The 24197-nt window shown below is 66.4% G+C and carries 18 protein-coding genes; 11 read left to right on the top strand and 7 right to left on the bottom strand.

Annotated elements, in window-relative coordinates; all coding sequences use genetic code 11:
• Positions 1 to 43: 43 nt before the first annotated feature.
• Genes M1D55_RS21820 through M1D55_RS21770 form a run of 11 tightly spaced genes read left to right on the top strand, consistent with a single transcriptional unit; the run spans position 44 to position 15696 of the window.
• A complete protein-coding gene (locus tag M1D55_RS21820) occupies positions 44 to 1300 on the top strand; it encodes a glycosyltransferase family 4 protein (RefSeq protein WP_456281818.1) in 1257 nt (418 codons plus the stop codon).
• On the top strand, positions 1297 to 3243 hold the full coding sequence (locus tag M1D55_RS21815; RefSeq protein WP_456281817.1) for a glycosyltransferase family 4 protein: 1947 nt from the start codon (positions 1297 to 1299) through the stop codon (positions 3241 to 3243). Before M1D55_RS21820 ends, M1D55_RS21815 begins: the two co-directional genes overlap by 4 nt.
• Positions 3240 to 6893, top strand: coding sequence for a glycosyltransferase family 4 protein (locus M1D55_RS21810; RefSeq protein WP_456281816.1), 3654 nt, complete (start codon positions 3240 to 3242; stop codon positions 6891 to 6893). The genes M1D55_RS21815 and M1D55_RS21810 overlap by 4 nt, the downstream gene beginning before the upstream one ends.
• Positions 6890 to 7939, top strand: coding sequence for a glycosyltransferase (locus M1D55_RS21805; protein ID WP_006575871.1), 1050 nt, complete (start codon positions 6890 to 6892; stop codon positions 7937 to 7939). The genes M1D55_RS21810 and M1D55_RS21805 overlap by 4 nt, the downstream gene beginning before the upstream one ends.
• Before the next feature lie 12 nt (positions 7940 to 7951).
• A complete protein-coding gene (locus tag M1D55_RS21800; protein ID WP_456281815.1) occupies positions 7952 to 8920 on the top strand; it encodes a glycosyltransferase in 969 nt (322 codons plus the stop codon).
• Entirely contained in the window at positions 8917 to 9555 is a 639-nt protein-coding gene (locus M1D55_RS21795; protein ID WP_456281814.1) for a histidine phosphatase family protein, read from the top strand. Before M1D55_RS21800 ends, M1D55_RS21795 begins: the two co-directional genes overlap by 4 nt.
• Positions 9552 to 10574, top strand: a complete 1023-nt coding sequence (locus tag M1D55_RS21790) for a glycosyltransferase family 1 protein (RefSeq protein ID WP_456281813.1) — start codon at positions 9552 to 9554, stop codon at positions 10572 to 10574. Before M1D55_RS21795 ends, M1D55_RS21790 begins: the two co-directional genes overlap by 4 nt.
• A gap of 50 nt (positions 10575 to 10624) precedes the next feature.
• The gene (locus M1D55_RS21785; RefSeq protein ID WP_456282750.1) at positions 10625 to 11785 is read left to right on the top strand and encodes a glycosyltransferase; all 1161 of its coding nucleotides are present in this window, start codon (positions 10625 to 10627) and stop codon (positions 11783 to 11785) included.
• Between the two features lie 37 nt (positions 11786 to 11822).
• Positions 11823 to 12806: an NAD-dependent epimerase/dehydratase family protein gene (locus M1D55_RS21780; RefSeq protein WP_456281812.1), complete on the top strand. Its 984-nt coding sequence runs from the start codon at positions 11823 to 11825 to the stop codon at positions 12804 to 12806.
• Positions 12793 to 13776: an MraY family glycosyltransferase gene (locus M1D55_RS21775; RefSeq protein WP_006575864.1), complete on the top strand. Its 984-nt coding sequence runs from the start codon at positions 12793 to 12795 to the stop codon at positions 13774 to 13776. Before M1D55_RS21780 ends, M1D55_RS21775 begins: the two co-directional genes overlap by 14 nt.
• A 12-nt stretch (positions 13777 to 13788) precedes the next feature.
• Positions 13789 to 15696 carry a polysaccharide biosynthesis protein gene (locus tag M1D55_RS21770; RefSeq protein ID WP_456281811.1) on the top strand — a complete coding sequence of 636 codons (1908 nt, stop codon included), beginning with the start codon at positions 13789 to 13791 and terminating at the stop codon, positions 15694 to 15696.
• 53 nt (positions 15697 to 15749) lie between these two features.
• On the opposite strand, the gene M1D55_RS21765 is transcribed toward M1D55_RS21770, so the two are convergent.
• From M1D55_RS21765 to M1D55_RS21735, 7 genes are all read right to left on the bottom strand, one after another.
• Positions 15750 to 16964, bottom strand: coding sequence for a chondroitin 4-O-sulfotransferase (locus M1D55_RS21765; protein ID WP_456281810.1), 1215 nt, complete (start codon positions 16962 to 16964; stop codon positions 15750 to 15752).
• Between the two features lie 105 nt (positions 16965 to 17069).
• On the bottom strand, positions 17070 to 17660 hold the full coding sequence (gene cysC, locus M1D55_RS21760; RefSeq protein ID WP_023264920.1) for an adenylyl-sulfate kinase: 591 nt from the start codon (positions 17658 to 17660) through the stop codon (positions 17070 to 17072).
• 223 nt (positions 17661 to 17883) lie between these two features.
• A complete protein-coding gene (locus M1D55_RS21755; RefSeq protein ID WP_456281809.1) occupies positions 17884 to 19005 on the bottom strand; it encodes a glycosyltransferase family 4 protein in 1122 nt (373 codons plus the stop codon).
• The gene (locus M1D55_RS21750) at positions 18995 to 20263 is read right to left on the bottom strand and encodes a lipopolysaccharide biosynthesis protein (protein WP_456281808.1); all 1269 of its coding nucleotides are present in this window, start codon (positions 20261 to 20263) and stop codon (positions 18995 to 18997) included. The genes M1D55_RS21755 and M1D55_RS21750 overlap by 11 nt, the downstream gene beginning before the upstream one ends.
• Positions 20263 to 21393, bottom strand: a complete 1131-nt coding sequence (locus M1D55_RS21745; protein WP_456281807.1) for a glycosyltransferase — start codon at positions 21391 to 21393, stop codon at positions 20263 to 20265. Before M1D55_RS21745 ends, M1D55_RS21750 begins: the two co-directional genes overlap by 1 nt.
• Before the next feature lie 146 nt (positions 21394 to 21539).
• On the bottom strand, positions 21540 to 22865 hold the full coding sequence (locus M1D55_RS21740; RefSeq protein ID WP_456281806.1) for an exopolysaccharide biosynthesis polyprenyl glycosylphosphotransferase: 1326 nt from the start codon (positions 22863 to 22865) through the stop codon (positions 21540 to 21542).
• Positions 22866 to 22875: 10 nt separating this feature from the next.
• Positions 22876 to 24057 (bottom strand): glycosyltransferase family 4 protein, encoded by a 1182-nt coding sequence (locus tag M1D55_RS21735; protein WP_456281805.1) that lies wholly within the window; start codon positions 24055 to 24057, stop codon positions 22876 to 22878.
• Positions 24058 to 24197 lie beyond the last annotated feature (140 nt).

Below are 24197 nucleotides of genomic sequence, written 5' to 3'. Positions count from 1 at the left end.
GATACGCCGTAGAAACACAGAACGGCCATACCCCATTAGAACGATGATGAAACCCAGTTTCGCTTCCATCCCGCAGAGCAGCGCCAGGCCGCGCGTGCTGATGGTCACCCATGTGATGCCGTACCCGCCCGCGGCGGGCAACGAGATCCGCATCTACAAGATGCTGTCGTGGTTCCGGCACAAGGGATATGCGGTGACGCTCGTGCTGAAGCCGCTGGGCGACACCGAGGTCAGCAATCAATGCATCGTTGGCCTGCGTGAGGTCGTCGACGCGTTGCATGTGTTCGACAATCGGATCGTGCTGCCGCGGCCCGGAGGCACCATGGCCAAGCCGGTGCAGGTCGATACCGATTTTGCAGACGCCGAGCTGTCCCGCATCCAGGACGGCTTCTGCCCCGACTGGTTTGCCGCCGAAGTGGCGCCGATCGTGGCCGCGGTCCGTCCGGACGTGGTGATCGCCCAATACGTGTTCATGAGCCGTATTCTCGAACTGCCGGAATGCGGAGATGCGCTGAAGATCATCGACGCCCATGATCTGTTTTGCCGCAAGCAAAAGACGGTGGAACAGTACGGGATCAAGAACTACACCCTGAGCCTGACCGAGGCGCAGGAAAGCGCCTTGCTCCGCCGCGCCGACATCGTGCTGGCCATCCAGAAGGCCGAGCAGGACGAGCTCCGGCAACTGGTGCCGGAAGTCGAGGCGCTGCTGACGTCGTTCGATCTGGACATCCATCATGGCGATTCCGCCGCGGTGGTGGCGGACCAGGTGCTGATCGTTGCATCGAGCAACGAATTCAACGTCAAGGGAACGCAGGACTTCCTTGACTATACGTGGCCGCTGGTGCGTGCCGCGCGTCCCGGCGCGCGCCTGCGGGTGATCGGCAAGGTGTGCCAGTTCGTGCATTGCGACGATCCGACCGTATCGCTGCTTGGATTTGTCGAGAGTCTCGAAGCGGAATATGAGCAGGCTGCGGTCGTGGTGAATCCCTGCCGCGTCGGTACCGGCCTGAAGATCAAGACCATCGAGGCGCTGGCGTGGGGCAAGGCGCATGTCGCCTGGCCTTCCGCGGCGGACGGACTTCGTGAGCTCGGCGACGTGCCGGCGGTGATCGTCCACGACGCGGTGGCGTTCGCGCGCGAGATCGTGGCCCTGCTGGCGCGGGAGCCCGAGCGCATCGCGCTGCAGCAGTCCGCTCACGCCTTCATCGAACAACATTTCGGTTCCGAAAGCGTTTATTCGGCCCTGACCGGCCGGATCGACGCATGCCGCAACCACGACATCGAACAGGTGCCCGCTTGACCAGCAAGATCGCCATCGTCATTACCTTGCCCGAGGCTGCCCAGCCCGGGAAGCAGGCTATCGCCTGCCTGAGCGCGCTGGCCGCTGCGTCGCTGCGGCAGCTCGTCGGGCGCGTCCATGTCTTCGTGCCCGCCGGCGCGGCGCCGATCTCGGACGACCCGATCATCGATACGATCCCGGTGCGGGACGCCGGCGATTACATCGCACGGTTGAACCGCGTCGTGCATCCGCTGGCGGAAGCCGGCACGCCGGTGCTGTTCACCGCGCCAGAGTACGAGTTCGACGGGGAGGCGGTCGCGCAGCTGCTGGAGGCGCTGTCCGCGGATCCGCTGTATGGGTTTGCCGTGCCGCGCACCAATATCGGCGGTTCGGCGCCGGTTCCGCGCCAGGGCGGAGACGAGGCGCTGACCGGCCGCGAACCGCTCGCGCCGTTTCTGCAATCGTTGCCGTCGCGCTGGGGCGGGGGCATCGTCACGGGCGCGCCCGTGCTCGTGCGGGGCGACATGCTGTACCACTTCGGCCGGCTCGACGGCAAGGACCAGGGGCTGGGCGATGCGCTGGGGCGGCTGTTCATCCGTGCCAACCGCCGCGGCTACAGCGCCGTGGTCTGCAATCGCGCGTTGTTCTTTGCCGCCGAGTCCGGGCCCTATCCGGGCGCGGCGCAGCCGCCGTCGATCGAACGGGCGGCCGACTATGCGCGCGCCATTTCGCGCCGTGCGGAGTTTCCGGAGCAGCGCTGGGAGGCGCTGCTGTGGCAACGGCTCAAGCCGAAGGCAATGCGTACGGTCCTGTTCGACATCCGCAATCTCGCTCCCGGCTACAACGGCACCGCGCAACACATCCTTTCGCTGCTTGACCCGATCGTCAGGCTCGCCGACAGCGTGTCGGTGACTCCGCGTTTCTGGGTGCTTCCGGAGGCCGCGCAGTTCCATGGGCTCGACCGCACCATGCCGGACGCCCTGATCCACACGATGCCCGACGATGCCATGTTCGATGCGGCGATCCGTCTGTCGCAACCGTGGAGCTTCAGCGAACTGCGCGACCAGGCGCGTCGCTCGACCGTGAATCTGTATCTGATCATGGACGCCATCGCCTGGGACTGCCATTACATCCGCATGCCGCATATCGATGGCGTATGGCGCGCGGCCGCCAGCTATGCCGATGGCTTCGTCTTCAACAGCGGCTATACCCGCAATGCGTTCCACGAGCGCTTTCCGGCGTCGCGCGAAGTGCCGAGCGCCATCTCGTACTGCTCGCTGGATCCCGCTGAATACTACGCACCGCCAACGGTGGGAGACGGACCGGAAGGCGAGCCCTATGTGCTGGTGGTCGGCAACCAGTACTATCACAAGGGCCTGCACGAAGCGGTGCGCGTGCTCGCCGCTGGCTTTCCGGAGGCGCGGATCCGCGTTCTCGGCGAAGTGGGCGAGCAGTACCCCAACGTCGAGCAGCTGCCTTCTGGCATGTTGTCCAACGAAGCGGTCGATACGCTGTTCCGCGAATGCGCCTGCCTGGTGTTCCCGTCGTTCTATGAAGGGTTCGGTCTTCCCGTGCTGAAGGCGCTGTCGTTCGGCAAGCCGGTGATCGCGCGGCAAAGCCAGCTGATCGACGAGATCCGCTCGCGCGTCAGTCCGGTCGACGGCATCGTACCGTTCTCGCGGCGGACCGAATTGCTGCAGGCGGTCAGCGAGGTGCTGGAGCGCAAGGAACACTGGCGGAATTGCCAGACCCAAACGCAACGGCCCGCCCAGGTCTTCGGTTGGGAGGCGGCTGCGCGCGAAGTGCTGTCGCTGGTGGACGCATCGCTGCGCGACGCGGATGCCGGGCGCTGCCTGCAGCGGCTGGAGTTCTTCTATCGGATCGACCAATTCGACGTGGAGCGGGCGGGATGGGCCAACGCGGCGCAGAACAAGGTCATCTTCGAAGTGGAGATGGAAGAATGAAGCTGCTTACCTTGTTCGTCCGCTACGGCGATGCCGACTACCCGGGCGCATTCAAGCGCCTGTGCCAGCTTTACCAGCGCATCGAAGGGCTCGACTATGATGCCGTCCTGATCGACACGGCGCTGCCCACGGACCTGACGGTCAACCTTGGTCCGAACATCGTCATGATCGGCGGCGACAACTCGCGCCGCGAATTCAGCGGCTGGGACACCGCGCTGGCGCGCTTTCCCGCCTTGCTGGATGGTTACGACCTCGTCCATATCGTGACGTCCGCCTTCGAGAACGAGTACAACGGCTTCTATCCGTACATCAATCGGCAGATGTTCGACTATGCGGCAAGCCACGACGATGTCGTGCTCGCGCATATCGATGCCTATCCCGACGCGGTGCGGCAGTTCGGGCGCAGTTTCCAGACGTGGGGTTGTTCCAAGTTCCTGATCGCGGTCCCCGAGCGGATCCGGACGCTCGGCAGCTTCGTCGGCCGGTTTGGCTCGGAGGCGCTGTTCGCGCCTTCGTCCGACCGCCCCTTCCGCGAAGACGCGCCGTTGTCGGCAAACTACCAGTCCTATCTGCTGGAATGGCTGACCGGAGACGGCCTGCCGCACGGCAAGTGGCATTCGGTGTTCGAGCTATCGCCGCAGAACCTGCAGCGCTTCCAGGCCAAAGCAATCTCGATTCTCGACGAACATGCACTGTCGATGCGGCTGCGCGAAACCGGCGCTCGCATTGTCGACTACACGTGGCTGCATTCTCGCGGGCTCGAGCAGGATGTTGGCAGCATCCCGGATGAAATCCAGCAGGTGCAGGAACGCAACCGATATCTGTTCGACAATCCCATCGTCGACCGTGGCCTCGACCTTTCCGACCATCGGCATCATCGGAGCCTGTCGACGCTGTTCCAGCGCCGGCAGAAGAGCGAGACGCCGTTCGGTCGCACTCCGGTGCTCGAGGCGTTGTGGCTCGGCAACCGTGTGCTGCGATCCCAGTTCGATCTCGACGATCCGCTGCACTGCGCCGCCATCCATCTGAACCAGGGCGTCGCGATCGATGGCGAGCAGCGCGACTGGCTGGCGCGCCCCGATACCACGCTGCCGCAGGACTGCTGGCTGCCGCTGACGCGCGGCCTGCATGCCATCTATCTCGCCCGTGACGACCTGCGTGCTTCGTTCGATCTGGCCACCCGCGGCGGCAGGCACGGCCTGGTGTCATGGTGGCTGCTGGAAGGCCTGCGCGATGCGCGCTACGTCGGCTTCACGCGCGACGACATGTACGCGCGCGTCGATGAAACCGTGGTGCAGGACCAGCCATTGCCCATCACGTGCGGCTTGCACGCGATATGCGAGGCTCGCGACGATTTGCGTGAGCAGGCCGACCTGTCGACCGAGGCCGGGCGGCGTACGCTGCTTTCCTGGTGGATGCTCGAAGGCATTCACGATCCTTCGCTGCGGACATGCATGCCGGCGGCCCTGTACGCGGAAGTGTCCACGCAGGTCGACCAGGATGCCGCCATTCCGCTGACACGCGGTTTGCTGGCGCTCAGGGTGGCGCGGCAGGATTTGCGGGGCATGGATACCGCCACGCGCGAGGGGCGTGAGCGGCTGGCGTCGTGGTGGGTGCTGGACGGCCGCCACGAATCCCAGCCCGTCTGCATCGTGCGGCCTGAAGAGTATGCGGCGGTTGACCCGGCGATCGTGCAGGACGCATTGCTGCCCATCACCAAGGGTCTGCATGCCGTCTGCAAGGCGCGCACGGATCTGCGCGACCAGATCGATCTGGCCACGCCTGAAGGCAGGGGCAAGCTGGTCCAGTGGTGGATCCGCGAGGGCGCCGGAACGCCGGCGTTCGACGGCTTCCTGCCGATCGCCTTCTATCACGAGCTGGCTCGCGATATCGCACAGGATGCACCGCTGCCGATTACGCGCGGCATGCAGGCCCTGCACGCCGCCCGGGACGACTTGCGCGAATTCGCCGATCTGGCGAGCAGGGAAGGGCGCGCGGCTTTTGTCTCGTGGTGGATTCGCGAGGTGCCGGGCAATGCGTTCCTTGCCCAGTTGATCTCCCGCGACCAGTTGCAGCAGCCCGACACCGCGGTGACGCAGGACCAGCAGGTTCCCATTACGCGGGCGATGCGAGCCCTGTACACAGCTCTGGCCGGCGGGCCTGACACCGACAAGATCTTGTCGAAGGCAGAGGGCCGCGGTGAACTGGTGGCATGGTGGAGCGAGCTGTTGCTGCGCGGCGCGGTTCCCCGCGCGCTGCTGCCCACCGACGCAACACTGGGCATCTCCGACCCGACGCAGCCCGGCAACGAACGCGACGTGGTGCATCCGCTGGCCGCGGCCGCCTATGCCCAACGGTCCGATCTGCGTGATGCGTTCGACATGGGCACGGCCGAAGGCCGTCTGGCGCTGAACTTGTGGCTGTTCAACTTCGGCAAGTACGAACTGCGCCTGCATATCGAGGATGAAGAGTCGCAGACGCATGAAATTCGGCCTGCGCAGCAGGCCGCGGCAACCGGCAAGTTCCTGCGCGGCGGCGTCAATATCGTGGGCTTCGGGCGCGGCGAGCTGGGCATCGGCGAGGACGTCAGGATGGCATCGCTCGCGCTGCGCCATGTCGACATGGACCTGTGCGTCCCTGCTATCCCGCTCGCGATCGGGGCGCGCCAGCAGGATCTGTCGCTGCGTGCCTATGAGGTCGACGCGCCGCTGTACAACACCAATCTCGTGTTTCTGCCTCATTACGAGACGATCCGGCTGCTGGGCGCCACCGGCGAGAAAATGTTCGGCGACCGCTACAACATTGGCTGCTGGCAGTGGGAGTTGCCTGCCTACCCTCGCGGCATGGAGCTGGCGCTGGAACTCGTCGACGAAATCTGGTCGAGCACGCGCTTTACTGCCGAGGCAATGCGCGGCGCCACCGACAAGCCTGTGCTGGTGATGCCGATGGCGGTCGCGCTGCCGCCGTTGAGCCGCGCCTACACCAGGACGGAGTTCGGCCTGCCGGAAGACGCGTTCGTCTTCCTCAATATCCTGGACGGTAATTCCAGCGTCCATCGCAAGAATCCGCTGGCGGTCATCAAGGCGTTCCAGCGGGCGTTCCCCCCGGGTACGCCCGGTGTTCACCTGCTGTTCAAGACGATGAACATGGGGAATGCGCCGGGCCAATGGGCCGATGTGCTGGCGCTGTGCCGCGACGATCCGCGTGTCTCGATCATCTCCGAGGCCATTGCGCGCGAGGCGGTGATCGGGCTGCAATCGGTCTGCGACTGCTTCGTGTCGCTGCATCGTGCCGAAGGCTTTGGCCGCAATATCGCAGAGGCGATGCTGCTTGAGAAGCCGGTGATCGCATCGGCGTTCTCGGGCAATACGGACTTCACCAACGACACCACCGCGTTCATGGTCGGCGGCGAAGCCATTGCAGTTGGCGCCGGCGAGTATGCATTCGCGGAGGGGCAGCATTGGTGGGATGCCGACGTCGAATCGGCGGCGTCGCAGATGCGGCGCTGCGTCGAGGACGAGGGCGAGCGCCGGCAGCGTGCGCTGGCAGGCAAGCACTTCGTGCTGGCCCACTATTCGCCGGAAGCGGTGGGGCGCAACTATCTCGAACGGCTGCAGCAATTGAACGCGGCGGGCAAGGAGGGCGCATGACGCTATTCATCGCTGCACCGGACATCCACGTCGGGGACGCCGTGGGCAACCACTGCCTCGGTATCGCCCGCGCCGCCGAGCGGCTGGGCATACCGGCGCGCGCCTGCGCGAAACACTTCACGGGCGACGTGGAACCGCTGGATACGCTGTTCGAGCAAATCCAGCCGCAGGATACGCTGCTGGTCAGCTATTCGATCTACGATCCGATGCTCGAGCGGCTGCTCGCGCTGGGAAATCGCAAGCTGTGCTATTTCCATGGCGTGACCGAGCCGGAGCTGCTGCGCGAATTCGAGCCCGTCACCGCGGATCTGTGCGCACGCTCGCTGGAGCAGTATCCGCTGCTGCGCCAGTTCGATCTGGTAATGGCCAATTCCCGGCTGACCGCGGCATCGCTGTCACCGCATCTGCGGACCGACGAGATTCTGGTAATTCCGCCGGTATGGCCGGATATGCCGCTGTTCCGGCGTATCCCCGCCGGACAGGCCGACCCCACCGGCCCATTGACGCTGCTCGTGGTGGGACGGGTCGTTCCGCACAAGCGGGTCGAGGATGCCATCGAGATCCTCGCTCTGGTTCGAGAAGCCGGTGTCGACGCGAAGCTCGAAATCGTCGGCAGCGCGCCCAACGGCGTCTATCTCGCTTTCCTGCGCGAGCGCGCGGCGCAATGCGGCGTGGCCGAGCACGTCGACATCACCGGCATGATCGACGACGAAAGCCTGTTCGCGCGCTTCGACCGCGCCGGCGCCTTGCTGTCCGTCAGCCAGCACGAAGGGTTCTGCGTGCCCGTGCTCGAGGCCATGCACCTGGGCGTGCCGACCTTCGTGCGCTCCGGCACGGCCGCGAGCGAGGTCGGCGCCGATGCCACGGTCTCGTTCGACCGCCTGGACGACGCGCCCACGGCGATCCTGCAGATGCATCGCGATCCGGGGCGCCGTACCGCCATGATCGAAGCGGGCAAGCGGCGCGCGGCGGCGGTGCTGGCGCAGGCCGACGACAAGGCCCTCGCCGCGGTGCTGTCGGTGCCGCGCCAGGCCAACAACTTCTAGCTGGATATCATCTTGTCCGATCCCCGTGTATTGATCACCACCTACCACCAGGCGTTTCTGGTGCGTGGCGGCGGCGAGTACGAAATCTTCTCGGTGGCCGACAGCCTGAAGCAGCGCGGTCTGATCGTCGACATCTATGGCCCTTATTCCAGGGACATGGACAACTACGATGTCGTGCTGCATTTTTCGGTGCACGGAGGCGGTATCGAGTTGCTGCAGGAATTGAAGGCGACCGGCAAGCCGGTGGCACTGTGGCCCAACCTGTGGGTTCGAGACATCGGCAACGCGCCGGTCGATCTGGTCAATCGGCATGTCGATCTCGCCGACGCGGTGATCTTCAAGTCGGACGCAGAGCTTGCCCACTTCCGCGAGCGCTTCCGGCTGCCTGCCGAGAAGGAGCACCGCGTCACGGTCGGCGCCGACGCCGCCTACATCAAGCGGGCACCACAGGGCCTGTTCCGCAGCCTGTATGGTCTGGATCGCTACGCGATCTGGTTCGGCGTGATCGAGCCGAACAAGAACCAGCTGGCGGCGATTCGCGTGCTGCGCGAAAAGGGCATCCCGTTGGTGCTGGTTGGGCGTAGCCGCGAGGAAGCGTACTTTCGCCAATGCAGAGAGGCCGGCGGCGACAACGTGCTGTTCATCAAGGGGCTGCCGCAAAAATCCGAAATCGTCCGCAGCGCGCTGCAGGAAGCCCTGTTCTATATCGAGGTTTCGCATGAGCCGCCGGGGTTGTCCGCCATCGAGGCAGGCTTGTCCGGCTGCCGTCTGCTGTTGAGCGATTCTCCCTGGTCGCGCGAGCACTTCGGCGATCATGCGGTCTATGCCGATCCCGCCAGCGACGAGGCCATCGCCGCTGCCGTCGATCAGGTACTGGCGCTGCCCGCCGATACCACGTCGCTGGTCGATGACATGCGCCGCTTCTGCCTTCCCGGTGCGATCAATCCTCTGATCGACATCCTGCGGAGCATTGCCAGATGATGCTCTATCTGGTCCGCCATGGCCGTTCCGTGGCCAACGATGCCGGGCTGGTGACCGGCACCACTGCCGACGAGCTCGATGCCATCGGCCTCGCGCAAGTCGAGCGGATGGCGGCGTGGTTCTCGCGTGCCGGCATTGTCGCCGATCGCTACGTGACGAGCCAATGGCGCCGCGCCCAGCAGACCGCGCGCGGGCTCGTGCCCGGCGTGGAGTGGGAGGTCGACTCCCGGCTGGGCGAGACCGACGCCGGCGAGGTGGCCGACTGGCAGCTTGCCCGCTTTGTTGCGCAATGGCCGGACTTTTATGCCGATCCGGGCAATCGCTATCCGGGCGGCGAGTCGCATCTCGCGCTGAACCAGCGCGTGCTGGCCTGGCTCGATGAACAATTGGCGCGGCCGGTCGACGCCCTGATGGTGGTGGCCCATTCGGGCCCGATTTCTTGCATCCTGCAGCATATCCACGGCGTGGGGATGGAGCGCTTTCCGGCCTTCCTGCCGGCCCATGCCAGCCTGTCGGCGATCGAAATGGTGCGCGGCGACGATGCATGGCACGGCCGACTGCTCGGATTCGCGCTGGGCCCGCTGGAAAACCTGCCGGTCTCGATCCATGGGGCGCGGGGGAGGGCGGCATCGTGAAAGTCGTCGCCTTGCATCGCGAGTCGCATGTGGCACAAGGCGTGCCGTCGTTGTCCGTCGCGGCCCGGATCACCGAGGTGCTGGAGTACATGGAGTCGCGCGGCCAGCTGGTCTTCACGGCGATTTCCGAGAACGACGAAGCGGCGCGCAACGGCGTCAATTGGGCCGACGTGCTGATCCTGAGCAAGCACAGCTCTCAGCGCGCGCTGGACCTCGTCCGCCATGCCCGAGCCCGGGGCGTGCGCGTCATCTACGACATCGACGACTGGATCTTTTCCTTTCCGAGCTATAGCGGCGCCCAGGCGCATAACAGCAAGGTCGCCCTGATCCGCGACATTCTCGCCCTGTGCGACGTCGTGACGGTGGCGAACCCCGTCCTGCTCGACAAGGTCCGGCCCTATGTGCCGGAACCTGTGCTGGTGCCGAACGGCATGTGGGTGGAGAAATATGCAGCGGGCGTGGTGGAAGAAGCGATGCCGCCGCGCATCGTCTTCACCAACGCGGACTTCCTGAAGATGCAGAGCGCGAAAGACATGCTGCTGACGGCGCTTCAGGTCTTTTTCCTGCGTCACCCGGACTACGCGCTGGACTTCTATGGCGACCCCTTTCCGGAGATGTTCTCATTGCCGTTCCTGCATTTCACCAACCGGATGCCGTATGCCGACTATATGCGCGCGCTGGTTTCGGGCCGCTACCAGTTCGCGATCACCCCGCTGGGCGGCAGCGAGGACGTGGAGGCGGCCGAGTTCAATGCCTGCAAGAACCCCTTCAAGTATCTGAACTACGGTACCGCGCGCGTGCCGGGCATCTACTCGTCGGCACCGATTTACCAGGGTTGCGTGGTGCCGGAACGCACGGGGCTGCTGGTCGGCAACGACTTCCAGGAGTGGGTGGACGCCCTCGAGCGCCTTGCCGGCGACCGCGCGCTTCGGCACCGGATCCGCGATGCGGCGTTTGACGACGTGATGCGCAGCCACCACGTGGAGGCGAGCGCCGCCGCGCTCGCCGCGGTGCTATGAGGCCAGCGATGATGAGCGCCTCCATCCCGGCAAAGGGCGAGCGTCGACCGCTGCGGGTGCTGCACGTGTATCGGACCTATTTCCCGGACCCCCCGGGGGGGCTGCAGGAAGCCATCCGGCAGATCGCGCTCGGTTGCCAGGCGTACGGCGTCGAGAGCCGCGTCTTCACGCTCTCGCCGACCCCCACGCCATCGGAGATCGCTCTCCCCGAAGGGACGGTGCTGCGCAGCCGCTCCTGGGCGGCGCCGGCGTCTTGCGATCTCGGCGGGATCGGGTCCGTGCTGCGCTATCGGCGGGCCGCGGACTGGGCCGATGTGGTGAATTTTCACTTTCCCTGGCCGTTCGGGGACGTCCTTCATCTGCTCGGCGGCAGCAGCCGCCCCGCGGTGATGACGTACCACTCCGATATCGTGCGCCAACGCATGTTGGGCCAGGTTTACGGCCCGCTGATGCGCCGCACGTTGCGCGCGATGGATGCGGTGGTCGCGACATCGCCGGCCTATGCCCGGACCAGCGAGGTGCTGAAAGCCAATGTCGTACCGCAGCGGCTGCGCGTCATTCCACTCGGCATGGCCGATCTTGCCGAAACGGCGCCGACTGCCGGCGAGGCGGAATCGCTGCTGCAGCGTTTCGGCCTGGGCGGACGGCCGTTCCTGCTCGCGCTGGGCGTGCTGCGCTACTACAAGGGGCTGCATTCTCTGATCGAAGCGGCACCGGCCATCGCCGGCGATATCGTCGTTGCCGGGTCCGGTCCGGAGATGGAGCGGCTTCGCGCGCTGGCAGCGCAGAAGGGTGCCACCAACGTCCTCTTTGCCGGCCAGGTCTCCGATGCGGAAAAGGCCGCGCTGCTGCGTGGCTGCCGCGCGCTCGTGCTGGCTTCGCAATTGCGGTCGGAGGCATTCGGCATGGTACTGGTGGAGGCATCGATGTTCGCCAGGCCGATGGTCTCCTGCGAGATCGGCACCGGCACGTCCTATGTCAACGCCGATGGCGTGACGGGTTTCGTGGTGCCGCCGGAATCGCCTGCCGAACTCGCGGCGGCCGCTTCCCGCTTGCTCGATGACGGCGCGCTTGCCGATCGGATGGGCCGCGCCGCGCGCTCGCGCTATGAGCAGCTGTTCTCCGGCGCGGCACTGGGGCGAGCGTACAGCGATCTCTATCAAGAGGTCGTGGCGGCTTGCGCGGCGGGCCGGTCCACGCAACGGGCCTGACGGGCGTCTACGCAAGGACCGCAATCATGGAGGCGCGATGGACCATGTTCTGTTGACCGGCTCTGGCGGATTCGTCGGCGCGGCGTTGTTGCGTGCGCTGGAAGCCGTCCATGTGCAAAGGACCTGTGTGGTCCGCGGTGGCCCAGGGCGGCCGGCGGCGCAGCGGCACGAGCTCGTCGTCGCGGACGACTTCGCCGATATCGAGTCGGCATGGCCGGACTCGCTGCGGCCCGATTGCGTCATCCATCTGGCGGCACGGGTCCATGTCATGCGCGATCGCGCGCCCGATCCGCTTGCCGCCTTCCGCGCGACCAACGTCGAAGGCACGCTGCGTGTGGCCCGTGCCGCGGCGCGGGCGGGGGCGAGGCGCTTCATCTATGTCAGCAGCATCAAGGCGGTGGCCGAGATCGATCCCGGGCGTCCGCTGCGCGAGAGCGATACGCCGGCGCCGGCCGATCCCTATGGGATATCGAAGCGGGAAGCGGAGCAAGCGCTGGCCGAGCTGTGCCGGGATCACGGAATGGAATGGACCGTCGTGCGTCCGCCGCTGGTCTACGGCCCGGGGGTCAGCGCGAACTTCCGCAGCCTGCTTGGCGCGGTGGCGCGCGGCGTACCGCTCCCGCTGGCATACGCCAATGCGCCGCGCAGCCTGGTCGCCGTCGACAATCTGGCCGATGCGCTGCTGGCCTGTGCGCGTCACCCCGCCGCCGCCGGCAAGATCTTCCATGTGTCCGATGGCGAAGACGTCACGGTGGCGCAACTGGCGCGGCTGATGGGGGAGGCGCTGGACCGGCCCGCCCGCCTGGTGCCGGTGCCGTTGGCACTGTTGAAGCTGGCGGGGGCGCTGACGGGCCGGCGCGATGCCGTCGCCCGGCTGGTCGAGCCACTGAGGGTCGACAGCGCCAGGATCGTCGGCGAACTGGGCTGGCGCCCGCCACTGACGCTGCGCGAGGCACTGAAGCAGACGGCGGACTGGTATCGGCAACGAACCGGGGGCGAGATCGCGCATGCCGTTCGCTAGTCTCCTGCTGCCTCCCGCGGCGCTCGCCTTCGTCGCCAACGCGGCACTGCTCTATCTGTTGCTTCGTACCGGCCTTGCATGGCGGCTGGCCCTTGACGTGCCGAACGCGCGCTCGCTGCATCAGCGTCCGACGCCGCGGGTCGGGGGCGTCGGCGTGACGCTTGTCAGCGCGATATCGATCGCCGTGTTCGCGCCCGCGTTGAGCGCACTGGCGGGGCTCGCGCTGGCGCTCGGCATGCTGTCGCTGGCCGATGATCGATGGGGCATGCCGGCGCGCTACCGCTTCGCCGCGCATTTGGCCGCCGCCGCCGCCTTGCTGTGGCTGCTGCCGCTGCCGTCCGGGCTCTGGATGCTAGCGCCGGTGCTGGTGGTTGCCGTCGTGTGGGCGGTGAACCTGTACAACTTCATGGACGGAGCGGATGGCCTGGCCGGGGGCATGGCCGTCATCGGCTTTGGCGCCTACGCCGTTTGCGCCGGTCCCGCACATGCCGACCTGGCGGTCGCCTCGATCACCGTGGCCGCCGCCGCCGCAGGGTTTCTGGTCTTCAACTATCCGCCGGCGCGCATGTTTCTCGGCGACGCGGGCTCGGTGCCGCTGGGCTTCCTGGCCGCGGCGCTTGGTTACTGGGGCTGGCAGGAACAGGCCTGGCCGTTCTGGTTTCCCGCGTTCGTGTTCGGGCCGTTCGTGGCCGATGCGACCGTCACCTTGTTGCGGCGGCTGCTCAATGGAGAGCGCTTCTGGGAAGCCCATCGGACGCACTACTATCAACGGATGGTGCAGATGTCCGCTGGCCATCGCAGCGTGGTGCTGCGGTGGTATGTCCTGATGCTGGTCGGTACAATTCTGGCCGTCATGTCGGTCGACATGCCCGGCTGGAAAGCAGGTGCGGTGATGGTGACATGGGGATTGCTGCTGATCGGTCTTGGCCTGACGATCGATCGTCGCTGGCGTCAATTCAAGTCCGGTTAGATTTACCGAGAGATGTCCAAGATGCCGATTCTCAAAGCCTCACGCGTGGGTGCGCGCTGGTTGTCGCTGGCCGCATTCGCCTTCGATGTCGGATCCGTGGCCGTCGCGTGGCTTCTGTGCTACGTGATCCGTTTCAATGGCATGCCGCCGGACGATTTCCGCGAAAGCGGATTGTTGGCGATCGCGTGGGTCGTGCCGGTGTACGCGGTGATGTTCCGCGTATTCGGCCTGTATCTCGGCATGTGGGTGTTTGCCAGCCTGCCGGATCTGTTCCGCATCGCCAAGGCGATCATCGCCGGTGCCATTGTCGTGACAGTCGCTTCCACGATGCTGCAGCCGTCGCCGCCGATTCCGCGATCAGTGCTGCTGCTGATGCCGGTGATGCTGTTCTTCATCATGGGCGGAAGCCGGGCCGCGTATCGCGCCACCAAGGAGTTCTACCGTTACGGTGGCTTGATCGGCCAAGGCAAGCCGGTGTTGCTGCTGGGGGCCGGGGAGGCCGGCGCCAGCCTGGCCCGGGAGTTGCGCCGATCGCCGCAATGGCGGCTGGTCGGCCTGCTCGATGACGACGAGCGCAAGCTCGGGCGGGAGATCCATGGCTACAAGGTGCTCGGCCGCATCAGCGATCTGAAGGAAGTGTCGGAGCGCCACAAGATCGAACACGTGATCATCGCGATGCCGTCGGCCCCCGCTCCGATTCATCGGCGCGTGGCGCGCCTGTGCGTACGCGCCAACGTCCGTGCGCTGGTGCTGCCGGCGCTGACGCCGCTGACCCAGGGCCAGCCGTTCATGTCGCGCGTGCGGCAGATCGACCTGGAGGACCTGCTGGGCCGCGAAGAGGTGACCATCGACACGCCGCACATCGCGCAGTTGCTCGAGGGCAGGGCCGTCATGGTCACCGGCGCGGGAGGTTCGATCGGGTCGGAATTGTGCCGTCAGATTGCACGGTTCCATCCGGCTACCCTGATCGCCTACGAGATCTCCGAATTTGCCAGTTATCGGCTGGCCGAGGAGTTGCACGAGCACTTCCCGCGGCTCAATGTGATTTCGGTGGTCGGGGACGTCAAGGACACGCTTCTGCTGGAGCAGACGATGCGGCGCTTCGCGCCCTACATCGTCTATCACGCTGCCGCGTACAAGCATGTTCCGATGATGGAGGAGCTCAACACCTGGCAGGCGGTGCGAAACAACACGCTGGGCACCTACCGGGTGGCGCGCGCGGCCATCGATCACGGCGTACGGCGCTTTGTGCTGATTTCCACCGACAAGGCCGTCAATCCGACCAACGTGATGGGTGCCTCCAAGCGCCTTGCGGAAATGGTTTGCCAGGCCCTGCAGCAGACGACCGCGACCACCCAGCTGGAAACCGTTCGTTTCGGCAACGTGCTCGGCAGCGCCGGCAGCGTGATTCCGAAATTCCAGCAGCAAATTGCGCGCGGCGGTCCCGTTACCGTCACGCACCCGGAAATCATCCGTTATTTCATGACGATTCCGGAGGCGGCCCAGCTGGTGCTGCAGGCGTCCAGCATGGGCGAGGGCGGGGAGATCTTCCTGCTCGACATGGGGCAACCGGTCAAGATCGCCGATCTGGCCCGCGACCTCATTCGCTTGTATGGCTTCGACGAGAACCAGATCCGGATCGTCTATACGGGCCTGCGGCCCGGCGAGAAGCTGTACGAAGAGTTGCTGATGGATGACGAGACCACGCGGCCGACGCCGCACGACAAGCTGCGGATCGCCCGGGCGCGCGAGGTGCCGGAGCATCTTCTCAGCGAGGTGCTGCCATGGCTGATGCAACGGCGCATCCCGTCCGACGACGAGGTGCGGCGCGACCTGCGCCGCTGGATCGTCGAATACACGCCGAGTGTGCGGCCGACACTGCAGCCGGTGCCCGAGCGGGCCTGGTCACGGACGGGCTGAACGCGCTACCCGCCTCGCGTGCCAGCGCCCGCGGCACGCAGGCGGCGGTGGCGTTAGCCGATATGCCACCCCTGGCGCCAAGGGCCGGCATTGTTCAGCGGGTCGCTGGCGCCCGCGATTGCCACGCGAAACGCCGTGCCGTGCAGTGGCGGGAGCGCGATAGAGAAACCGGTATGGCTGCTGCCATAGCCTGCGGCAGCGACATCCGGACGCGGCTCGCCAGTCGTGCCGGCCGCTACCATCTCGTTCCCGCTCCACACTTCGATGGAAACCGGTCGATCGGGGCGCGTCAGGTTGATCGCCCATCCGCTGACACTGTTCTCCCGTACCGCATCGACGAAGCCCTCGTAGATGTCAGCGGGGGCGGCGATGGATTGCTGGCTATGCTGGATATAGTCGCGGATCGGGGCAAGGTCGAAACTCTGCGCGATCTCCCGCAGCTTGCCCAGATGCGCGTGGTCGTAGCCGAAGATCATCGACGCATGCTCGTGCGGGTTCTCGACCTGGTTCAGTTCGGCCTGCACGGTCCGGACCAGGGCCAATGCCTTGTCGAACAGCTCGCCGCCGGCGGTCTTGTCGCGGTCGTTCGACTCGCGGACATCCCGATACAGCGCGTAGTCCCACGCATTGTCCGCGAGGAATTTTTCGCGCGCCGACTCGCTGAGCTGTTGCTTGCGGCTGCCCGAGATGTTGGTCACGTTGGTCTCAGCGTAGAAGGGCAGGCCAAAGCCTGTCCTTCCGCACAATCTCAATAGAAACGCACTCATGTCCTCGCACAGTCCGGCGACCGGGATATGGTGCCGCAGGTTATATCGGGCCAGGTCGAGGCTGTGCTCGTTCAATGCCGGATCGCCGCTGAGCATATGAACGTACAGATTTTTGCCGGCGTACGATCCGGCCACCCATTCGTCGAGCGAAATCTCGCCGCGCCGGACCATGGCTTCTACCGTCGATACGCTGGCGCCGCGTTCGACCTCGCCGTTCTTGCCATTGAAGGCATACCAGTAGTGCGAAATCTGCCGCGCCAGCGGATCGCGCAGAATGGTGCAATAGGCCAGCGGCCTTTTCAGGAACCGGTGCATGCCAAAGGAGTGATGGCCTCCGCCTACTCCCGTTTCCACCAATCTGCCCAAGCTGGTACGCCATTCCGGATCGCGATCCCATTCGAAATGAACAAACTGGCGTTCACCTCGATTCAGCTCGAAGAAGGAAATGACGGTGGAACCGCCGCTCTTGGGCGGATGAATGAAAAAGATGGGTGATTGCATGGTGGGCATCCACGGATTCGCGAAGGATTTATCCGCGACCGGTATTGGCGAATCTCGGCAAATCGGCAACGCCTTTCGTCATCGGCAGGCGTGGACGGACATTGGCTAGCGGGAAAGACGGCCGTCCAGGAACGCGGCGAGCACTTCGACGCATTCCTCGACCTTTGTGGTGGTGGTGTCGACGGTCAAGTCCGGGGCGACCGGAGGCTCATACGGTGCGCTGATGCCGGTGAATTGGGCAATGCTGCCGCTAGCGACCTTGCGATAGAGACCCTTGGGGTCGCGTTGCCGGCAGCGCTCCAGATCCGCGTGAACGTACACTTCGGCAAATCGGTCGGCACCGACGATCTGCCGCGCCGCTTCACGATCGCGCGCGGCAGGCGAGATCAACGAGGCCAGAACCAGCACACCTTGATCGTTCAGCAGCTTCGCCATATGCGCAGCGCGCCGGACATTGGCATGGCGCTCTTCTGCGGAAAATCCAAGATCGCTGGTCAGTCCGGCGCGCAGTTCGTCGCCGTCCACGCGCAAGGCAGTGATGCCACGGTCGTAGAGCCGCCGCTGCAGATTGCGCGCAAGCGTCGTCTTGCCGGCCCCGCTCAGACCGGTCAACCAGAGCGTGATCGGGTAGGAACGCGCGGGCGGAGGAGCATCGACCGCCTCGAGAGCGGACGATGGGGGAGCTTCTTTCGTCATCGTTGTATTGGCGCTGGCTGACCGGGATAAAACGGGCGAACCTGAGCAATGCGGACTGAGCGGATCGTTCTGCCAGCCGGAAAGTCAGGAGGTCGGATAAAACGCGCCGGACGGCCGCTCCATATTGCCGTGTTAATTGATGTGCAATGCAGATTTAAACAACTGCGTTGCAGAGGGACTCGATGCTGCTTATTTTCTGGACTCGAATGTTAGCACGCGAATATCAGGATTGAGGATTGACTCCGCTTTGATGCGCGCCCGCCATTTCGGATTGTTCGAGCAGCGGAAGCCAGGCAGCTGCAATCCGGTTTGCCTCGTAATATTTGGCCCGCTCGATCCCGAGGTGCGCCATGCGGGCCGTCATGTCCGGATCGGCGATGGTCCGACAAATCGCGTGCCCCAGCGCATCGGCGTCGTCAACGGGGACCAGCGCCGCGTGCGCCGCCGCTCCGAGTACCTCTCTCGGTCCCGTCTCGCAATCGGTCGCCACGACGGGCAGGCCATGGGCCATCGCCTCGATCAGTACCAGGCCGAAGCCTTCATAGCGGGACGACAGGCAGAACAACGATGCGCCGCGATACAGGTCGGACAAATCTCGGCGCGCAGGCAGTAGCCGAACGCTTGCCGACAAGCCAAGCTCGTTCCGCAAGGTCATCAGCGCATCGTGCAACTCCCCGTCGCCAACGATATCCAGCCGCCAATCCGGATGCTCGCGCGCGACTATCTTCCAGGCGTGCAACAGCACATCGAATCCCTTGGCATGCGTCAACCGCCCAACGGCGAGCGCGATCTTCGACGTTCTGTCCGATCGCTTCTCGGGCATCGCGAACGGCAACGCATTCGGAATCGCGACCACATTGCGTGCCCCCAGCGCTTGTTCCCATTTGTCCCGATCCCGCTGCGTCAGCACCACGATATGCTCGCAAGTCCGAACCGCGAGTCGCCGAGCGACCCGCCGCGCGCCCCGTCCGAGGTCCTGGTCGAAATTGCAGTGCTCCCACGCAATGCGGCGTACGCCGAGGCCCGCGCATGCCGACAGCGTAAACAACGTCAGCATCGTATCGACCTCGATCAGCACATCGATTCGGTGCCGATTCAGATACCGTCGTATCCCTATAACGGTCGATACGAAGCGCTTCTTGAACGAAGGCCGCTGCGCAAACAGCGCCTCGTGCCGTACCCTGGGTTCGAGGTCGAAACAACTGGCGGCGTCCCACAGGCTCAGGATATGCACCGTGTAGCCGCGCCGCGCCAGCTCGTTGGCGATCACCGCCGTCATGCGTTCGGCGCCGGCGAACGCATTCAGCGTTCCGGTCAAAAAGCAGAGGGTAGGCCTAGTGCTCATGGGCTGCCGTCGCCGTTTGAAGGGCGGTAGACGACCGCCAACGCCACCACAGCGCCAATCCGATGATCACCGCGAAGCCGTTGGCGAGCGCATAGCCCGCAACCGCTCCCCAGATGCCGTAACGCGGTACCGCGATCAGGTCGAATACCAGGATCATCGCCAGCGTGCCGGCCCATTTGAGTGCAACCCATTCGGGCTTGCGCAGATACACCGGCAGCAAGGTAAGGCCAACATCGACGAACAGCAGCGCGGTGGCGAATGCCGCGACGCGCAGCAGCCCGATGGCGGCGCTGAATTGCTCGCCATAGAGCAGGTGAATGATCCAGTCCGCCGCGCCTGCGATTACCGCCGCTCCCGCGAAGCCGACCGCACCGAGCATCAGCGCAAGAAGGCCAACGTTGCGGCGGGCGAGGGCGGCGTCGGCTTGCCCGTAGACATAGACCGGCGCAGCGCCTGCCGCGATGATGGTGGCCGCCGCGGCGTAGTTGTCGAGGATCTGCATCGTCGCGGCATAGGCGCCGAAGTCGGCGAGCGGTACCAGCGGCTGCAGGATCAGCTGATCGACGCGGCGCGCGGCCATCATCATCATGAAGCTGGCCCAGAACAGCGTGCCCCCGCGCAGCAGTTGACCCGCCAGCGCGGAATCGACCGCGATGCGCCGGTGCGGCACACGGCTCAGGTAATAGCCGGCGAGCAGCAGCGCGAGTACGATCGCCTCCACCGCGAAGGCGCTGGCGAAGGCCGGTGCGGCTCGGCTGCCGGCGGCAAACAGCAGCCCGACCATGCCGGCCTTGATGGTCAGCGAGATTAGGCTGAACACGGTGCCGGGCCGGTTGTTGGTATGCGCCTGCATCCAGGCCGCGACGACGCCGAACTGCTCGCGCAGCAGGATGGCGATGCCGAGCAGCAGCGCCACGGCCCAGACCTCCGCGGCGGCGCCTGCCACGGCCAGATAGCCGCACATCAGCGCATAACCGAGCAGGCCGCCAAATGCGCGCAGCACGAAGGCATGCGCGAGCAGGCGATGCTGGGCCGCGCTCGCCGCATCGGCAACCAGCCGCGGTACCACCACTTCGCTGCCGCAGATCAGCGCGACCGACGCGGCGATGGTGACCACGGCTTGGGCATACTGGAAATGCGCGAAGCCTTCGGGTCCGAGCGCGCGCGCCAGCATCGCGACGATCGCAATGCCGGTGACGACCTGCAGCCCGCGCTCGGTCAGCATCCACAGCAGGTTGCCGGCGACCCGTCTGCGCATCAGGCGGTTCCCATGCGTGAGTGGGCCTTTGCAGCGGCAAGCGCGGCGTAGCGCGCCAGCCATTGGTCCGCGATGGCCTCGAGGCCGAGCGAATCCGCGATATGGCGGTGCCTTGCCGCTTGCTGTGCGATGTCGCCGCGTCCGTCGCGCAGGGCGCGAGCGAGGGCGGCTGCCAGCGCGTCGGCATCGCCGCGCGGTACGACCTGGCCAAAGCCGTCGACCATCTGCGCGACACCGGCCGCATCGGTCGCCACCACGGGGCAGCCGCAGGCCATCGCTTCGCCGACGACCAGCGGCATGCCCTCGATATCGGACGACAGCGCAAACACGTCCGCCGCATTGAGCAGGGCCGGGATATCGGCGCGCGTGCCGAGCAGACGGACGAGGTCGCCGATCGAGAGGGCATCAATGCGGCGTTCCAGCGCGGCGCGTTCGGGGCCGTCGCCCGCGATCAGCAGTTGTGCGGAGGCAAGCGACGACGGCAGGCGGGCAAATGCTTCCAGCAGCAAAGCCTGGTTCTTCTCCGGGACGAGTCGTCCGACATGAAGCAGCAGCGATGTGGCCGCATCGAGGCCCAGCGCCGCGCGCGTCTGCGCCCGCGCCGTGCCATCGGGCCGGAACCGTGCCGTATCGATGCCGTTGGGCAGCACCACGATGCGCCCCGCCGGCACTGCACCAGCCGTGATCATTCTTTCCCGGCCCTCGGCGCTGACATGCGTCGTCAGGCCGGCCCAGCGATCGGTCAGCCGATAGGCCAGCATGCGCGCCGTGCCGCCTTCGCGTGCGCTGTGCGCAGTGCAGACCAGCGGCGGCATGGTGTGCGCCGGACCGGTTGCGATCAGGGCGCGGCCGAACAGGTTGGCATGGACCATGTGCGCGTGGATGACGTCCGGCCGCCAGTGTTGGATGAAACGGCGCATCTGCCGCAGCGCCCGCGCCATCGACCACGGCGATTTGCGCATGGCGAGGTTCAACGTCTCGATGCCGGGCGGCAACGCGACCTCGCATCCCGGCGTCAGGCTGGCCACCGCGACGGCGTGGCCCAGTGCATCGAAGCGGCGCGCCAGCGCGGCGACCTGCTGCTCGGCACCGCCAAGGCGCAGGCCGGTGGTCAGCAGCAGGATGCGCATCGGCGACCGCGGGGACTCCGGCGGCTGCGGCAATGCCACATAGGCGGAAGATGCCGACGCGAAGGGCGACTCAGTCGGGCCCAACGAACGGGCCGCATCCGGCGACAGCCCCGGCACCGGCGCCACGCCTGGCTCACGCGCCCGCATCAACGCGCCCCGTATCCGGTCAACAACGTCCGCACCGTCTTCACCGCCACCAGCAAATCCAGCGCGAAGCTGCAATGCTTGACGTAGTACAGGTCGTAGCTGAGCTTGGTGACCGTTTCCTCGTGCGTGCCTGCATATCCCTGCTGGACCTGCGCCCAGCCCGACAGGCCGGGCCGCACCAGATGCCGGTACGGGTAGTAGGGGATCGTGTCGGCAAAGCGCTCGACCATCGGCACCTGCTCGGGACGCGGCCCGATCAGGCTCATGTCGCCGGTCAGCACGTTCCACAGCTGCGGGATCTCGTCGAGCCGGTATTTGCGGATCACGCGGCCGACGCGGGTCACGCGCGGGTCGCGCCGGGCGGCGAAGCGGGCTGCGTCCTGCGGCGCGGCTTCCATGCTGCGGAACTTCAGCATGGTGAAGGGCTTGCCCAGCAGGCCGACCCTCACCTGTCGGAACAGCGCCGGGCCTGGCGAATCGAGCCGGATTGCCACCGCAACGGCAAGGGCCGCGGGCAGCGCCAACGGGGCCAGGCACAGCACCGTGGCGACATCGATCAGCCGCTTCAGATAGCCGTAGAAATAGTGCGCGGCATGATCGTCGAGGAAATTCTCGTCGATATGGTCGAGCCCCAGCCGGCCGGTCAGCATCTCGCCGACGCGCTCGACCGAGTAGATCCGCACGTGGCTCATCTTGTAGCGCGCCAGCAGCCGCGTGCGCTCGGGATCGGCGGCGGCGCTGCGGTCCAGCATCAGGCCGTCGCAGTGCACCGCCTCTTCGATCGAGGCGATCGGCTCGAAGCGGGTGCGTCCCGGCGGCAGCGCGCCGGGCATCGCCAGCAACTGCTGCAGCTGCGCGAGCGCGGCGGGATCGGTGTAGCCGAACACCGGCACGTAATTCTGCACATAGCGCCGGTAGCCGGCCCAGATCCACGCGAGCGTGGTCAGGTAGCCGAGCAGCAGCGCGCCGCGCGAGTAGGGGATCTGGAAGGCGGCGAAGGCGAACAGCAGCGCGACGAAGGGCAGCGTCGCCGCGAGGCCGACCAGGCTGTTGCCTTCCATCGCCGGCAGATGCAGCGAGCGGTGCAGCAGCACGAAGGCCAGCAGATACGGGACGATCGACCACAGCAGCGTGCGCGGGAACACGTGGGTGACGTAGCCCGCCTGGTGCGCGGCCTCGGCCAGTCCCATGTTCAGCGCGAAAGGCAGCAGGCCGAGCAGGGCCCAGCCGAGCATACGGCTGGCGCGGCGCATCGTTTCGGAGCCGCGGGCGCGGATGGCCAGCGGTATGCGGGCGGAACGGGCGGTGCCGGATGCCTTGTTCATGCGCATCCCCTTAGGCCCTGTCCCGCGCGAGCGGCGCGTTGGCCAGCGCGGCAGCCGGCAGATGCTCGCGGTAAACCGACCAGGTCGCATCGGCCATTGCGGTCAAGCCATAGTGCAGCGCCCAGCGGTCGCGTGCGGCCGTGCCCAGCGACGTCCGCAGCGTGGCATCGCCGGCCAGGCGGGCCAGCGCGTCGGCCAAGGCCGGCACGCTGCCGGGCGCGCACAGCAAGCCGCAGCGTCCGTCGTCGAGCTGCTCGCGAATGCCGGGCAGATCGGTGGCGACGACCGGCAGACCGGCGCGCATCGCCTCCAGAATGGACAGCGGAAAGCCCTCGTGGTCGGAGGCCAGCACGAAGGCCTGCGCCGATGCCAGCAGCGCGGGCACGTCGGCGACATTGCCGCTGAACACCACGCGGCCGGGGGTGAGGCGTTCGGCCAGCGCCCGCATCGCCGGCAGTAGCGGGCCATCGCCGGCGATCACCAGCTCGCAACCGGCCAGCGCGCCATCGCCATGGGCCAGCTCGGCGAAGGCGCGGATCAGCAGATCGGCCCGTTTGGGGGCGGCGAAGCGTGCAACCATCACGATGCGATGCATCGGCGCGCCAGGCTGGGCGCGCGCCGGCACATCGGCAATGCCGTTGTGGATCACGGAGATCCGCCGCGCCGGCAGGGGCAGGCCGCGTGCCAGTTCGCGCTCGGCCTGGGCGACGCAGATCAGCCGTGCGGTCAGCGGGGCCAGCAGCCATTCGGCGGCGCGGGCGGCGAGCCGCTGCCGGCGCGGCGCAGCGGGCTTGAAGCCGAAGCCGTGCACGGTATAGACGACCGGGATGCCGAGCAGCCCACCGGCGATCCGGCCCAGCGCGCCGGCCTTGGCACTGTGCGCGTGGATCAGGTCCGGATCGGCCTGCCGCAGCGCCCGGATCAGTTCGCGCAGCGCGGCGAACGCGCGCAGCGGAGACAGCGCGTTGTCGAGCAGGGACAGCCGGACCGTGCGCGCCCCGAGCGCTTCCGCGGTCGGCAGCAGCGGACCGTCGCCGCCGGCCAGCACGATCGCTTCCACCCGGTTGCCCAGCGCTTCCAGCAGCGTGGCCACATGGGCCTGCGCGCCGCCGATCTCCGAATTGGTGATCAGGTAGGCAATGCGGGGCCGCTGTGCCTGTTCCCGATCCCCCGGCAGCGCGGGGGCAGACAAGGGCTGGGACTCGGACAAACGCTGGGACCGGCGCAGGGACCAGCGCGCCGGAGAATGGGGGAACGAGCGCGGCGACAAGGGCACGGTGGCAGGAGGGCGCGATATCGGAATGGCGGCGGGAATGGCGGCGGGCGGCGCAG

This window comes from Cupriavidus sp. JZ107, from assembly GCF_053903255.1.
Note: the sequence above shows the minus strand (reverse complement) of the source record. Positions and strands in the feature narration are given on the sequence as shown.

Bases quoted from the DNA above. Each gene is read 5' to 3' on its own strand.
- M1D55_RS21765 (WP_456281810.1), bottom strand. From the start codon at position 16,964: ATGCAATCACCCATCTTTTTCATTCATCCGCCCAAGAGCGGCGGTTCC.
- M1D55_RS21810 (WP_456281816.1), top strand. From the start codon at position 3,240: ATGAAGCTGCTTACCTTGTTCGTCCGCTACGGCGATGCCGACTACCCG.
- M1D55_RS21740 (WP_456281806.1), bottom strand. From the start codon at position 22,865: ATGAACAAGGCATCCGGCACCGCCCGTTCCGCCCGCATACCGCTGGCC.
- M1D55_RS21745 (WP_456281807.1), bottom strand. From the start codon at position 21,393: ATGCGCATCCTGCTGCTGACCACCGGCCTGCGCCTTGGCGGTGCCGAG.
- cysC (WP_023264920.1), bottom strand. From the start codon at position 17,660: ATGACGAAAGAAGCTCCCCCATCGTCCGCTCTCGAGGCGGTCGATGCT.
- M1D55_RS21795 (WP_456281814.1), top strand. From the start codon at position 8,917: ATGATGCTCTATCTGGTCCGCCATGGCCGTTCCGTGGCCAACGATGCC.
- M1D55_RS21770 (WP_456281811.1), top strand. From the start codon at position 13,789: ATGTCCAAGATGCCGATTCTCAAAGCCTCACGCGTGGGTGCGCGCTGG.
- M1D55_RS21780 (WP_456281812.1), top strand. From the start codon at position 11,823: ATGGACCATGTTCTGTTGACCGGCTCTGGCGGATTCGTCGGCGCGGCG.
- M1D55_RS21805 (WP_006575871.1), top strand. From the start codon at position 6,890: ATGACGCTATTCATCGCTGCACCGGACATCCACGTCGGGGACGCCGTG.
- M1D55_RS21820 (WP_456281818.1), top strand. From the start codon at position 44: ATGATGAAACCCAGTTTCGCTTCCATCCCGCAGAGCAGCGCCAGGCCG.
- M1D55_RS21750 (WP_456281808.1), bottom strand. From the start codon at position 20,263: ATGCGCAGACGGGTCGCCGGCAACCTGCTGTGGATGCTGACCGAGCGC.
- M1D55_RS21755 (WP_456281809.1), bottom strand. From the start codon at position 19,005: ATGAGCACTAGGCCTACCCTCTGCTTTTTGACCGGAACGCTGAATGCG.
- M1D55_RS21775 (WP_006575864.1), top strand. From the start codon at position 12,793: ATGCCGTTCGCTAGTCTCCTGCTGCCTCCCGCGGCGCTCGCCTTCGTC.